The 11,907-nt window shown below is 71.7% G+C and carries 14 protein-coding genes and 5 tRNA genes; 11 read left to right on the plus strand and 8 right to left on the minus strand.

Features of this window, described 5'->3' with window-relative positions:
* Positions 1-54: 54 nt before the first annotated feature.
* The gene (gene cobA / locus RNB18_RS44435; protein ID WP_311719835.1) at positions 55-1,296 is read left to right on the plus strand and encodes a uroporphyrinogen-III C-methyltransferase; all 1,242 of its coding nucleotides are present in this window, start codon (positions 55-57) and stop codon (positions 1,294-1,296) included.
* A gap of 64 nt (positions 1,297-1,360) precedes the next feature.
* Positions 1,361-2,179 carry a TrmH family RNA methyltransferase gene (locus RNB18_RS44440; protein WP_311719836.1) on the plus strand — a complete coding sequence of 273 codons (819 nt, stop codon included), beginning with the start codon at positions 1,361-1,363 and terminating at the stop codon, positions 2,177-2,179.
* Positions 2,180-2,241: 62 nt separating this feature from the next.
* Here RNB18_RS44440 and RNB18_RS44445 read toward each other — a convergent pair whose 3' ends face one another.
* Complete coding sequence (locus tag RNB18_RS44445) at positions 2,242-3,654, minus strand: serine/threonine-protein kinase (RefSeq protein WP_311719846.1); 1,413 nt, start codon at positions 3,652-3,654, stop codon at positions 2,242-2,244.
* A 196-nt stretch (positions 3,655-3,850) separates the two neighbouring features.
* On the opposite strand from RNB18_RS44445, the gene RNB18_RS44450 reads away from it, so the two are divergent.
* The 4 genes from RNB18_RS44450 (at position 3,851) to RNB18_RS44465 (ending at position 6,204) form a co-directional block, all read left to right on the plus strand.
* Positions 3,851-4,126 carry a hypothetical protein gene (locus RNB18_RS44450; protein ID WP_007380750.1) on the plus strand — a complete coding sequence of 92 codons (276 nt, stop codon included), beginning with the start codon at positions 3,851-3,853 and terminating at the stop codon, positions 4,124-4,126.
* Positions 4,127-4,322: 196 nt separating this feature from the next.
* Positions 4,323-4,505, plus strand: a complete 183-nt coding sequence (locus RNB18_RS44455) for a hypothetical protein (RefSeq protein WP_266567194.1) — start codon at positions 4,323-4,325, stop codon at positions 4,503-4,505.
* Between the two features lie 371 nt (positions 4,506-4,876).
* On the plus strand, positions 4,877-5,815 hold the full coding sequence (locus RNB18_RS44460; protein WP_311719837.1) for an aminoglycoside phosphotransferase family protein: 939 nt from the start codon (positions 4,877-4,879) through the stop codon (positions 5,813-5,815).
* An 80-nt stretch (positions 5,816-5,895) separates the two neighbouring features.
* On the plus strand, positions 5,896-6,204 hold the full coding sequence (locus RNB18_RS44465) for a TFIIB-type zinc ribbon-containing protein (protein ID WP_311719838.1): 309 nt from the start codon (positions 5,896-5,898) through the stop codon (positions 6,202-6,204).
* 48 nt (positions 6,205-6,252) lie between these two features.
* Here RNB18_RS44465 and RNB18_RS44470 read toward each other — a convergent pair.
* The 5 genes from RNB18_RS44470 to RNB18_RS44490 form a co-directional block, all read right to left on the minus strand.
* Positions 6,253-6,324, minus strand: a tRNA-Val gene (locus RNB18_RS44470).
* Positions 6,325-6,356: 32 nt separating this feature from the next.
* Positions 6,357-6,428, minus strand: a tRNA-Val gene (locus RNB18_RS44475).
* Positions 6,429-6,462: 34 nt separating this feature from the next.
* A tRNA-Val gene (locus RNB18_RS44480) sits at positions 6,463-6,534 on the minus strand.
* Position 6,535: 1 nt separating this feature from the next.
* A tRNA-Cys gene (locus RNB18_RS44485) sits at positions 6,536-6,609 on the minus strand.
* A gap of 39 nt (positions 6,610-6,648) precedes the next feature.
* Positions 6,649-6,721: transfer RNA gene (locus RNB18_RS44490), tRNA-Gly, on the minus strand.
* A 179-nt stretch (positions 6,722-6,900) separates the two neighbouring features.
* Here RNB18_RS44490 and RNB18_RS44495 point away from each other — a divergent pair.
* The 3 genes from RNB18_RS44495 to RNB18_RS44505 are packed head-to-tail and all read left to right on the plus strand — an operon-like array spanning position 6,901 to position 9,639.
* Positions 6,901-7,944: a chorismate-binding protein gene (locus tag RNB18_RS44495; protein ID WP_311719839.1), complete on the plus strand. Its 1,044-nt coding sequence runs from the start codon at positions 6,901-6,903 to the stop codon at positions 7,942-7,944.
* A complete protein-coding gene (locus RNB18_RS44500) occupies positions 7,941-8,762 on the plus strand; it encodes an aminotransferase class IV (protein WP_311719840.1) in 822 nt (273 codons plus the stop codon). The genes RNB18_RS44495 and RNB18_RS44500 overlap by 4 nt, the downstream gene beginning before the upstream one ends.
* Positions 8,763-8,811: 49 nt before the next feature.
* The gene (locus tag RNB18_RS44505) at positions 8,812-9,639 is read left to right on the plus strand and encodes a GNAT family N-acetyltransferase (protein WP_311719841.1); all 828 of its coding nucleotides are present in this window, start codon (positions 8,812-8,814) and stop codon (positions 9,637-9,639) included.
* 7 nt (positions 9,640-9,646) lie between these two features.
* On the opposite strand, the gene RNB18_RS44510 is transcribed toward RNB18_RS44505, so the two are convergent.
* Positions 9,647-10,168, minus strand: a complete 522-nt coding sequence (locus RNB18_RS44510; RefSeq protein WP_311719842.1) for a DsbA family protein — start codon at positions 10,166-10,168, stop codon at positions 9,647-9,649.
* Between the two features lie 224 nt (positions 10,169-10,392).
* Here RNB18_RS44510 and RNB18_RS44515 point away from each other — a divergent pair, with 224 nt between their 5' ends.
* Together RNB18_RS44515 and RNB18_RS44520 are read left to right on the plus strand one after the other, a co-directional pair.
* The gene (locus tag RNB18_RS44515) at positions 10,393-10,842 is read left to right on the plus strand and encodes a hypothetical protein (RefSeq protein ID WP_311719847.1); all 450 of its coding nucleotides are present in this window, start codon (positions 10,393-10,395) and stop codon (positions 10,840-10,842) included.
* A gap of 156 nt (positions 10,843-10,998) precedes the next feature.
* Positions 10,999-11,151, plus strand: coding sequence for a hypothetical protein (locus tag RNB18_RS44520; protein ID WP_167363017.1), 153 nt, complete (start codon positions 10,999-11,001; stop codon positions 11,149-11,151).
* Positions 11,152-11,232: 81 nt separating this feature from the next.
* On the opposite strand, the gene RNB18_RS44525 is transcribed toward RNB18_RS44520, so the two are convergent.
* A complete protein-coding gene (locus tag RNB18_RS44525; protein WP_057614205.1) occupies positions 11,233-11,793 on the minus strand; it encodes a CGNR zinc finger domain-containing protein in 561 nt (186 codons plus the stop codon).
* Positions 11,794-11,907: the final 114 nt, after the last annotated feature.

Genomic DNA, 11,907 nt, shown 5'->3' on the forward strand with positions numbered 1-11,907 from the left:
GTAAAATCCGCACGTCAGGGCCACTGCACCGCCGTAAAGAGGAGCCGCACCCTCATGGCCGAAAACCCCGCCTACCCCGTAGGCCTCCGCCTCACCGGCCGCAAGGTCGTCGTCCTCGGCGGCGGCCAGGTGGCCCAGCGCCGTCTCCCGGCCCTGATCGCAGCGGGTGCGGACATCGTCCTGGTGTCCCCCTCGGCGACCCCCTCCGTAGAGGCGATGGCGGACGCGGGCGAGATCACCTGGGCCCGGCGGCCTTACCAGGAAGGTGACCTGGAGGACGCCTGGTACGCCCTGATCGCCACCGGCGACACGGAGGCGAACACCCGTGCCTCGGCCGAAGCGGAACGCCACCGCGTCTGGTGCGTCCGTTCCGACGACGCCGACGCCGCCACCGCCTGGACCCCGGCGACGGGCCACAGCGAGGGCGTCACGGTCGCCGTGCTCACGACGAACGCGAAGGGCCGGGACCCCCGCCACACGGCGGCCATCCGGGACGCGGTGGTCGAGGGCCTCCGCGACGGCACCCTCGTCGCCCCTCACCACCGCACCCGCACACCCGGCGTCGCCCTCGTCGGCGGCGGTCCCGGCGACCCCGACCTGATCACGGTCCGCGGCCGCCGCCTCCTCGCCGAGGCCGACGTCGTCATCGCCGACCGCCTCGGCCCCCGCGACCTCCTCGCCGAACTCCCGCCGCACGTCGAGGTGATCGACGCGGCGAAGATCCCGTACGGCCGTTTCATGGCCCAGGAGGCCATCAACAACGCCCTGATCGAGCACGCCAAGCAGGGCAGGTCGGTCGTACGGCTGAAGGGCGGGGACCCCTATGTCTTCGGCCGGGGCATGGAGGAGCTGCACGCCCTCGCCGAGGCCGGCATCCCCTGCACCGTCGTCCCCGGCATCTCCAGCTCGATCTCGGTCCCGGGCGCGGCCGGCATCCCGGTCACCCACCGCGGCGTGGCTCACGAGTTCACGGTGGTCAGCGGCCATGTCGCCCCTGACGACGAGCGCTCCCTGGTCGACTGGCCCTCGCTCGCCAAGCTCACCGGCACCCTCGTGATCCTCATGGGCGTCGACAAGATCGGCCGGATCGCCGAGACCCTGGTGGCCCACGGCAAGTCGCCCGACACCCCGGTCGCCCTGGTCCAGGAGGGCACGACGGCCGCGCAGCGCCGGGTCGACGCCACCCTGGCGACGGTCGGTGAGGTGGTCGTCGCCGAGGACGTGAAGCCTCCGGCGGTCATCGTTGTGGGCGCGGTTGTCGCCGTGGGACCGCGGATGCCGGAGCCCTCGGAGTAACCCGGGGTAACACAACCTGCTCCCAGCCGTTGGCACCGCTCCCAGGACAAGGCAGTATCACCCTGTGGCCGATCTCATCACCGTCGAGGACCCCGACGACCCGCGCCTGCACGACTACACGGGCCTGACCGACGTCGAACTGCGACGCAAACGCGAGCCGGCCGAGGGCCTGTTCATCGCCGAGGGCGAGAAGGTCATCCGCCGCGCGAAGGACGCGGGCTACGAGATGCGCTCCATGCTGCTCTCCGCGAAGTGGGTCGATGTCATGCGTGACGTCATCGACGAACTCCCGGCCCCGGTCTACGCCGTCAGCCCGGAGCTCGCCGAACAGGTCACCGGCTACCACGTGCACCGCGGCGCGCTCGCCTCCATGCAGCGCAAACCCCTGCCCACGGCGGCCGAGTTGCTCCAGACCGCCCGCCGGGTGGTGGTCATGGAGTCGGTCAACGACCACACCAACATCGGCGCGATCTTCCGCTCGGCGGCGGCGCTGGGCATGGACGCGGTGCTGCTGTCGCCCGACTGCGCCGACCCCCTGTACCGCCGCAGCGTCAAGGTCTCGATGGGCGCGGTGTTCTCCGTCCCCTACGCCCGCCTCGACTCCTGGCCCAAGGGCCTGGACTCGGTCCGCGAGGCCGGCTTCACCCTCCTCGCCCTCACCCCGGACGCCAAGGCGAAGACCCTCGACGAGGCCGCCCCGCACAAGATGGACCGGGTCGCGCTGATGCTCGGCGCCGAGGGCGACGGCCTGACCACGCAGGCCCTGGTCGCCGCCGACGAATGGGTCCGCATCCCGATGGCCCACGGCGTCGACTCCCTCAACGTGGGCGCGGCGGCCGCGGTCGCCTTCTACGCGGTGGCAACGGGACGCCCGCAGGCCTGACCCACGGGTCAGGCCAGATCCGCCCAGGGCGCTTACCCCTGACGGCGTTCCCGGCGAAGCATTCAGTCCGTCCCGCCGCCGACCAACTGCTGCGGTTCCTGGGGCGGCGGCGCGTGCACCTGTCCCTGCCGCTGTTCCCGTACGACACCGCTGTCGCCGCCGAGTCCGCGCGGCGGCCCCTGGCAGCCCTGGGCCGCGGCGATGCCCAGGGCCACGAGCAGCGTCACGACGACGAACACGAACAGCCGCTGACGCAGGAGACGCGGGTTCGCGGGGCGCAGTCCCGTCTTGGTGTTCCTCGGGGAGGGCCGGCCCGTACCGCTGCGCTGCGCGGGGCGGTTTCCGCTGCCGGACCGGGTCGTGTTCCGCGAGGACGCCGGGGTGGACCGGGGGCCCGGGCGGGAGGGGGGCACGCCGTTGCCGCGCGGAGTGCTGCCGCCGCGTGACGGGACCCCGCCGCGCGCGGGGGCCTGGCCCCGGGCCTGCCCGGAACCGCGAGCCGGAGGGGTTCCCTGGGAGCTGGGAGTGCCCGGCTGACCCTGGGGGCGTCGTTGGGCGGCCCGCTCCGGATAGGTGTCGGCGATGCGTCCGGTGGGCCGGTCCGCCTCGCCGGCGCGCGGGGCGGGCGGCCGCAGATCCGGCAGGCCCTGTGCCTCGCGGGCCGCGATCTCCTTGAGCCGCAGCGACAGTTGGAGCGTGCTCGGCCGCTCCTCGGGGTCCTTCGCCAGACAGGCGCGGATGAGGGGGGCCACCGCGTCGGGCACGCCGTGCAGCTGCGCCTCCTCGTGCACCACGCGGTACAGCATCACCTCGGAACTGCCGTGCCCGAAGGGCGAGTCGCCCATCGAGGCGTACGCCAGGGTCGCGCCCAGGGAGAACACGTCGGTGGCCGGCGTCACCGCGGCGCCGCGCACCTGCTCGGGCGCGAGGAAGCCGGGGGAGCCGACAGCGGTGCCGACATGGGTGAGGGTGGAGGCTCCGGTCGCCCAGGCGATACCGAAGTCGATGATCCGCGGGCCCTTGGGGGACAGGAGGATGTTCGACGGCTTGAGGTCGCGGTGCACCACCCCCGCCTCGTGCACGGCGACGAGCCCCTCCGAGAGGGCGGCCCCGATGGCGGCGACCTCGGCCGCGCCCAGGGAACCCTCGTCGGCGACCTTGTCGTGGAGGGAGGGGCCGGGGACGTACTGGGTGGCGAACCACGGACGGTCCGCCTCCAGGTCCGCCGCCACGAGCCGGGCCGTGCAGCCGCCGCGGATCCGTCGCGCGGCGGAGACCTCGCGCGCGAAGCGCGACCGGAACTCCTGGTCCTCCGCGAGATCGGGCCGGATGACCTTCAGCGCGACCCGCTGCCCCTTGCGGTCGGAGCCCAGGTAGACGACGCCCATTCCGCCCGCGCCGAGCCGTCTGTGAAGCTTGAACGAGCCGACGACGCGCGGGTCCTCGCGCCTCAGGCGCATCATCGCCATGTTCATCCCCGCTGCCCGGTCCGTGTGACGAGCCACAGCTTACGTTTCCACGGGCCGCCGCGCGCAGAGGCCGCGCCCTCTCGTCCCGATGGATTGTCAGTGCCGGGTGGGAGACTTGAGGGGTGGTCAGGGAGCCGGAGGACGGGCGGACTTCGGCGTGGATGTGATCCCAACCACCCGTCGCAGAAGGGGGATTGAACCCGTGAAGGGTGATCGCGTGGAGATAGTCGTGGACGCAGGGGACACGACGCGCACATACGAGGTGGTGGCGAGCAGGGCGGGCCGCCGGGTGGAGACGGCGGTACGACGAGGTGTCGTGGAAGTGAGCGAAGTCACGCGGAACGGATCGGTGGTGCGGACGGCCCGGTTCATGGCGACCCGGGTGCTCGCTCTGGTGGAGCAGCCGGTGCCGCGTGAGGACAGCTCGGAGAAAGCCGGGCAGACCGGACGACCCCTCCGGGAAGACCCGGAGACCTAGGTCCCCGTCTCCACCCATGGGAGTACTCCGCTGGTCATGGCTCATCCTCGGGGAGGCCCGGCAATCGGTACGAGGGCATGACGTGCGGAGAGTCCCTGACGCCTAGATTTGAGGTCAAGCGGCGGGTGCAGCACTCGTCCCCCGAGGTCAGACACCCGCCGCTGCCAACGACAACAGAACGGTCAGGAGAGGGACCATGGCTCTTACGGCACCGCGGACACTGTCCCGCACATCCAAACCCCGCCGTACGGGCCGCCGTCACCCGCTGGTGGCGACGCTCATGGCCCTTCCTCTGGCGGTCCTGCTCCTCGTCGTCTTCGACGGCTGGGAGACAGTGACCACACAGGCGTCGTCCGTGGGAGTGATGCTGGGGCGCTGAGCGGCGACCCCAGGCCCGGAAGAGCGGTCCGGGCGGGGACATCAACCCATGAAACCCCGTGGGGACGGGGGTGCGGCGGACGGCAAAATGCCGGCGCAGCTGGGGAGCTGCGCCGGCATTGCTTTGCCCTCCGACGACCGGACGGCACTGCGCCGGGCTGGCGAACGGCCGGAGGGCAGTTCGCCCGGGTGGCGAACGGTCCGTCGTGGCGCGGGTGACTGCAACTCCCCAGGGGCGCGGGGAACTGCGCGACCAGCCACAACGCACCCGCAGCCGCCCGGCAACCAGACCCGGCACCGGTAGGCGCCCAGGTCAAGCCCAGCGCAGCGGCTACGCTCGCGAACAGACCAGCCCGCCGCCCAGGGAGCCCCGTGACCACCCACCCCCTGCTCACCGAGCTCACCCTCAGAGCGAGAACAGAGGCTCACTCCCGCGAGCAGTCGGCGTGCCCCTGCGGAGCGACCACCCTCGCCGACCGCCCCGACGCCACAGTCGTCCGGCACGCGGACACCGTCGCGAAGGCCCACGCCCCCGACACCGCCCCCGCCGACCTGACCCCCCGCCTCGCCATGGCCGCCCACCTCCCCGGCATCCTCCTGCCCCCACTCGGCAGGACCCCCGTCGACCTGCACGGAAGACTCGTCACCTTCTGGCCGTACGGCGAACCCGTGGACCCCGAGAACCCCGACGCCGCCCCCTGGGAAGCCGCCGCCACCCTCCTCGCCCGCCTCCACCGCACCCCCGCCCCGCCCGGCCTGCCCCCCATGCGCGGCCCCGTCAAAGCAGCCCTCGCCGTTGCCCGCCTCCTCGCAACCACCCGCCAAAGGCACGCCGTGCCGGTCCTCCGCGCCTGGCGCACCCTCCCGGCCTGGGCCCGCGCCGAGACGCCCATGGCCGACACGACGACCCTCTGCCACGGTGACCTCCACCTCGGTCAACTCGTCCGCCACCCCGCCCCCGACGGCCCCTGGCACCTCATCGACGTCGACGATCTCGGCGTAGGGGAACCCGCCTGGGACCTCGCCCGTCCAGCCGCCTGGTACGCCTGCGGCCTGCTGTCGCCCGACGACTGGTCCCGCTTCCTAGGCGCCTACCGAGCGGCAGGAGGCCCCGCGGTTCCCGCCGACGGCGACCCCTGGCCGGCCCTGGACGTCGCCGCCCGCGCCCTCACCGTGCAGACGGCGGCCCGGGCGATCGTCAAGGCGGCTGAGGCGGACCGTGCGCTGGACGACGTGGAGCAGGCGGTCGTCGACGCCTGTGACCGAATGGGTTCTGCCCCGCCGCAGTTGGCGGGCGGTTTCGCGAAGTAGGGTGCAACCGACCAGGGCCGGACGGAGTCTGTCCTGGCGTAACGCGAAGCAGGACCAACGGGCGAGGAGTTGAGCCGACGATGCAGTGTCCGAAGTGTCACGCACCGATGCACACCTACAACCGCAACGGTGTCCAGATCGAGCAGTGCAGCGGCTGCCGCGGGATCTTTCTCGACTACGGCGAGCTGGAGTCGCTGACCCGCATGGAGTCCCAGTGGGGCGGCGGCCCCGCCGTTCCACCGCCCCCGGCCGCTCCCCAGTACCCCGCCGCGCCCGGCGCACCGGCCTGGGGCGCGCCGCAGCACGGAGGTGGTCACTACGGCGGCCACGGCGGTCACGGCGGGCACCACCGCAACCGCGGCTTCGGCCACATGCTGTTCTCCAGCTGACCGAGCAACGAGGAAGCCCCCGGCCGCAGGGCCGGGGGCTTCGGTGCGTGCGCGATACTGGGATTGAACCAGTGACCTCTTCCGTGTCAGGGAAGCGCTCTCCCGCTGAGCTAATCGCGCGGGAACCCACGATCAAGATCGTGAACACTGCGTGCGCGATACTGGGATTGAACCAGTGACCTCTTCCGTGTCAGGGAAGCGCTCTCCCGCTGAGCTAATCGCGCGGGTCAGACCTTCGATGATCTGCCGAAGATCCAGTGGACGATACTGGGATTGAACCAGTGACCTCTTCCGTGTCAGGGAAGCGCTCTCCCGCTGAGCTAATCGTCCTTGGAGGTGGAGACGGGATTTGAACCCGTGTAGACGGCTTTGCAGGCCGTTGCCTCGCCTCTCGGCCACTCCACCAGGAGTGCAGGGGCTCGGGAAGATCCCCTGTTTCCATCGAGCGGACGACGAGGCTCGAACTCGCGACCTCAACCTTGGCAAGGTTGCGCTCTACCAACTGAGCTACGTCCGCTTGTCGTTTCGTTCCGCTCTCGCGGCCCGGCGACGAGTTGAACTCTAGCGGATTCCGGGGCCAGTACAAAAACGCGTTTGCGCAGCGTGCTGCGGTGCGCATGTCGACGTACGTGGTCAGGGCGGCCTGAGGGACATGGCCAGGTCACCCGCAGGACACCCCGCCATAGACTCGACAGTGTGCTCGACCTCGCTCCTCTCGCCCGTTTCGGCGACCGCGTCGCCACCGGTCTCCTCGATGTCACCAGCGATCCCGCGGCTCTGGACTCCACCGGCTTCTGGGCCGTCGCCGCGGAATTCGAGGGCGGTCTGACCTGCGCCCGCTTCGCCGACGTACGTCAGGAGCCGGTGCCCGCGCCGCTGCCCGGAGCGTGGCCAGGGCCCCCGGCCGGTGACTGGACGTCATCACTTGACCGCGCCGCGTACACGGAGGGTGTACGGCGGATCCGCGCGCACATCGCCACCGGCGAGGTCTACCAGGCCAACCTCTGCCGTGTGCTGACCGCGCCCCTCGCACCCGGCGCCGACGTGGACGCGCTGACCGCGCTGCTGGCCCGCGGCAACCCGGCGCCCTATGCAGGAACGATCCGGTTGCCCGGGCACGGGGTCGAGATCGCCACCGCCTCCCCCGAGCTGTTCCTGCGACGGGAGGGCCGGATCGTGGAGTCGGGGCCGATCAAGGGGACCGGGCGGACCGAGGACGACCTGCTGGCCAAGGACTACGCCGAGAACGTGATGATCGTGGACCTGGTCCGCAATGACCTGGGGCGGGTCTGCGCCACGGGCAGCGTCACCGTTCCCGACCTGTGCGCCGTGGAGAAGCACCCCGGCCTCGTCCACCTCGTGTCGACCGTGCGGGGCGAGCTGTGCGAGGACGCCGGCTGGGCCGAGCTGCTCGACGCCGCCTTCCCGCCCGGCTCGGTCACCGGCGCACCCAAGTCCAGCGCCCTGCGGATCATCGACGCCCTGGAGACCGCGCCCCGGGGACCGTACTGCGGAGGCATCGGCTGGGTCGACGCCGACCGCGGTACCGGGGAGCTGGCCGTCGGCATCCGTACCTTCTGGATCGACCGGGCCGAAGGAGTGCTGCGCTTCGGGACCGGCGCCGGTATCACCTGGGGGTCCGACCCCGCGGGGGAGTGGCGGGAGACCGAGCTGAAGGCGTCCCGGCTGCTCGCGATAGCGTCGGGGACGTACGAGGTGAGTGGAGGGACCCTTACGTGAAGATCTGGCTCGACGGCGGGCTGCAGGACACCGAGACCGCCCGCGTCTCCGTCTTCGACCACGGGCTGACCGTGGGCGACGGCATCTTCGAGACGCTGAAGACGGTGGACGGCCGCCCCTTCGCCCTCACCAGGCATCTCGACCGGCTGACGCTGTCGGCGCGGGGCCTGGGGCTGCCCGATCCCGATCACGACGAGATCCGCCGCGCCTGCGCCGCCGTGATCGAAGCGAATCCCGTGCCGCTCGGGCGGCTGCGCATCACGTACACCGGCGGCCGGGGCCCTCTTGGCTCCGACCGGGGAGAGCACGGGCCGACCCTGGTGGTCGCCCTCGGCGAGTCCGCCCCGCGACCCGACTCCACGGCCGTGATCACCGTCCCGTGGACCCGTAACGAGCGCGGCGCTCTCACCGGACTCAAGACCACCTCGTACGCCGAGAACGTCGTCGCGCTCGCGCGCGCGCGTGCGGACGGAGCTTCCGAGGCGCTGTTCGCCAACACGGTCGGACAGCTCTGCGAGGGCACCGGGTCGAACGTCTTCGTCGTGCTCGACGGCGACATCCACACTCCGCCGCTCGCCTCCGGCTGCCTCGCGGGCATCACGCGCGCGTTGACCGTGCAATGGACCGGAGCCAAGGAGACCGACCTGCCGCTCGACGTCCTGGAGCGGGCCGACGAGGTCTTCCTCACCTCGACTCTGCGGGACGTCCAGGCCGTCCATCGCGTCGACGCGCGCGAACTGCCGGGCGCGCCCGGCCCGGTGACCGCGAAGGCCATGCGGATCTTCGAGGAGCGGGCCGGGCACGACCTCGATCCGTAAAGCCGGGGATATTGGGCTGACCTGGCGCGCGGCAGCGGGTAGAACTCCGGTGATGACCACCACCCTGCGGCCGACCGAGCCGCTCCAGCGCGGTTCCGACGGGGCGCTGTCCCGCCACTACACGGTGTGCGTGAACAGCCGTCCCGTCGGGGCGATACACCTCGCGACCCATCCCTCCTTCGGGCAGGCCGTGGCCCAGATCCGCGATCTGCGGATCGAGGAACCGGACCGCAGGCGCGGCCGGGGCACGGTCGCCGCGCTCGCCGCCGAGGAGGTGGCGCGGGGCTGGGGCTGCGGGCAGCTGGAGATCAGGGTCCCCGCCGACGCCGAGCCCGCGCTGCGGCTCGCCACCATGCTCGGATACGTCCATCGCAACCGCGGTATGGAGAAGCGGCTCGCCGCCGCCGCGCCCGAACTGCCCGCGGGCAGTCGCGGCAGACCCATGACGGAGGCCGAGTTCGGGCCGTGGGCGGAGCGCGGCATCGCTGAGTACACCCGGGACTGGGCCGACCGCGGGGTGCCCGAGACCGAGGCGAGGGCGAGGTCGGAGAGGGACAACGAACGGTTGACGGAGCGCGGCCTCGCGACCGGGAGCGCGCTGTTCAGCGTGCTGGAGCACGACGGGGTCCGGGTCGGCATCCTGTGGGTGGAGTTCATCGGCGACAAGGCGTTCGTCTACGACGTCGAGACCGAGGAGGCCTTCCGCGGCCGCGGGCACGGCCGTTCGCTGATGCTGCTCGCCGAGGCCCAGACGATCGCCTCCGGCAGACGGGTCCTGGGCCTCAACGTCTTCGCGGGCAATACACCGGCAGAGCGGCTGTACGAGTCGATGGGCTACGAGACGGTGGGTTACTCGATGTACAAGAGCCTGCTCTGAGGCCGGCTCACTCCTGCCCGGCCAGCAGCCGGTCAGCGATCTGTTCGATCCGCTCGCGCAGCCCGTCCTGGCTCTTGCCGCCGTCGAGACGCTCGCCGTCGATGACGTACGTCGGGGTCCCGCTCACGCCGATCGCCTTGCCCTCGGCCTGGTCGGCGTCCACGATCAGGATGTGCCGGCCGTCGATCAGCGCGGTGTCGAACTCCTCGGCGTCGAGCCCCAGTTCACGGGCGACCTCGACCAGGAAGGGTTCTCCCGCACGGTCCAGCTCCTCCACCCGCCCCAGCACGGCCTCGACGAACTCCCAGCCCCTGCCCTGCTCCAGCGCCTCTTCGGCGGCCTGCGCGGCGGCGAAGGCATGCTTGTGCTTCTCCAGCGGGAAGTGCCGCAGCCGCAGCTCCAGACGGTCGCCGTAACGGGCACGCAGGGCCCGGACGTCGTCCAGCGCGCCACGGCAGTCCGGGCACTGCAGCTCGCACCAGACATCGAGAACGGGCACGGCCGGACGGACGGGGGAGGGGTCGCTCATGGGCCCAGTCTCCCAGTTCCGGGCCATCCTTCCGAATCGACCCCGGTCGTCCACGACGGCATCCGCCTGCCTCGTCGGTACGAGCCCGACCGGCACCTCGGGAGGAGGTGACCCGGAGATGTCCCTGATGTCCTGCCGGGGCATGGCCCGGCAGGGGTCGGGAGGTGCAGGATGGATAGGGACGAAGCGGCACGTTGCCGATCGAGCACCGCCTGGAGGACCGGATGATTGCCGAGACCGTCTGTTCCGCCGTCGCCGCGGCCGGCCTGGGCATCGCGGCGGTCACCGCGTACCGGAAGCGTTTCCTCGCGGCCACCCGTATCGCCGCCTACTCCCTGCTTCCGCTCGGCCTGGTGATGACCGGCGTCGTCGAATGGATCGCGGACACCGCCTTCAGTCCGACGGCCTGGGCCGGCTTCGTCGTGCTCGGTGTGTCGTGGGTGCTGTTCTCGACCACGCGCGCGGTGGAGCGCCGCCGCGGCGGCACCCGCAAGGAGCGCAAGGCGGCCCGCGGCACCCAGCAGGAGGCGGTGGCTCCCGCGGCCTCGGCACCCTCGCTCGGCCCGGCCGTCCGCACGCCGGCCACCCGCCCCGCGGACAAGCCCCGGGCCACCGGGTCCACCGCGGACGACTTCAGTGACATCGAGGCCATCCTGAAGAAGCACGGCATATGACGGTCGCGTGGTGAACTGAAACGTTCGCAGTGGGGTCCGCACCCGTCCCTAAGCGATCACGACTCGAAACGGACTTAACGGAATCCGGCGAACTCCCGCCCATTCCGAGCGTGTTGATCGCGCTGGGGGCGCCGACTGCGCCATCATCGCCGCGAGATGCTGGACACCGAACAGAGCGACACCGCGCCGCCGCAGGACGAGCCGCGTGGATGCCTTTTCGCCCTTTCCCAGCCACCGCTGATGATCTTCCTTGCGGTGATCGGGTGTCTGCTGCTCATGGCTGCGCTGCACGACCTGCTGCTGCTCTGAGCCGTACCCGTGGGTCCCCGGCGCCACCCGCCGGGGACCACGTCGTCCACACCGCCAGGGCCCGGCCCCGCCGTCGGGACCTCAGCCCGCGGCCTCCTTGCGCCGCGCCCGGTACGCGGCCACATGCAGACGGTTTCCGCAGGTCCGGCTGTCGCAGTAGCGCCGCGAGCGGTTGCGGGACAGGTCGACGAAGGCCCGTCGGCAGTCGGGCGCCTCGCAGCGCCGCAGCCGCTCCTGCTCGCCGGCCACCACGAAGAACGCCAGGGCCATCCCGCAGTCGGCCGCCAGGTGGTCGGCGACGGAGGCGCCCGGCGCGAAGTAGTGCACATGCCAGTCGTAGCCGTCGTGATCCGTGAGCTGGGGAGTGGTGCCCGCGGCGGCGACCAGATCGTTGATCAGCGCGGCGGCGGCCCGGGCGTCCGGGGCGGCGAAGACCGAGGCGAACCGGCCGCGGATCTTGCGGACGGCGGACAGATCGAACTCCGAGAGCACCCCAACACCACTGATCTCGTGGTTTCGTACGAAATCCTCGAGCGCCGCGACATCCGACAGTCCGTCCGGCGCCGCGTCGTCCTCCGGTGCGGTGTTCACCAGATCGACCACGGTGTCGAGGGCGCACCGGGTGTCGTGGGTGATCAGCACGATTCGCTCCCTGGCCTGGGGGTCGGGCGAATGCCCGCCGATGCTGGCCGATGGTAGTGGCTCGCCGGGCCCCGGTGACGGGCAGCGCGACAGGCGCCGGGGGGGGGGGGGGGG

It is taken from the genome of Streptomyces doebereineriae (assembly GCF_031845645.1).
GTDB lineage: Bacteria > Actinomycetota > Actinomycetes > Streptomycetales > Streptomycetaceae > Streptomyces > Streptomyces canus.

Coding starts and splice junctions, on each gene's coding strand:
- RNB18_RS44465 (WP_311719838.1), top strand. CDS start 5,896: ATGCAGTGTCCGAAGTGTCACGCACCGATGCACACCTACAACCGCAAC.
- cobA (WP_311719835.1), top strand. CDS start 55: ATGGCCGAAAACCCCGCCTACCCCGTAGGCCTCCGCCTCACCGGCCGC.
- RNB18_RS44510 (WP_311719842.1), bottom strand. CDS start 10,168: ATGAGCGACCCCTCCCCCGTCCGTCCGGCCGTGCCCGTTCTCGATGTC.
- RNB18_RS44520 (WP_167363017.1), top strand. CDS start 10,999: ATGCTGGACACCGAACAGAGCGACACCGCGCCGCCGCAGGACGAGCCG.
- RNB18_RS44445 (WP_311719846.1), bottom strand. CDS start 3,654: ATGAACATGGCGATGATGCGCCTGAGGCGCGAGGACCCGCGCGTCGTC.
- RNB18_RS44455 (WP_266567194.1), top strand. CDS start 4,323: ATGGCTCTTACGGCACCGCGGACACTGTCCCGCACATCCAAACCCCGC.
- RNB18_RS44515 (WP_311719847.1), top strand. CDS start 10,393: ATGATTGCCGAGACCGTCTGTTCCGCCGTCGCCGCGGCCGGCCTGGGC.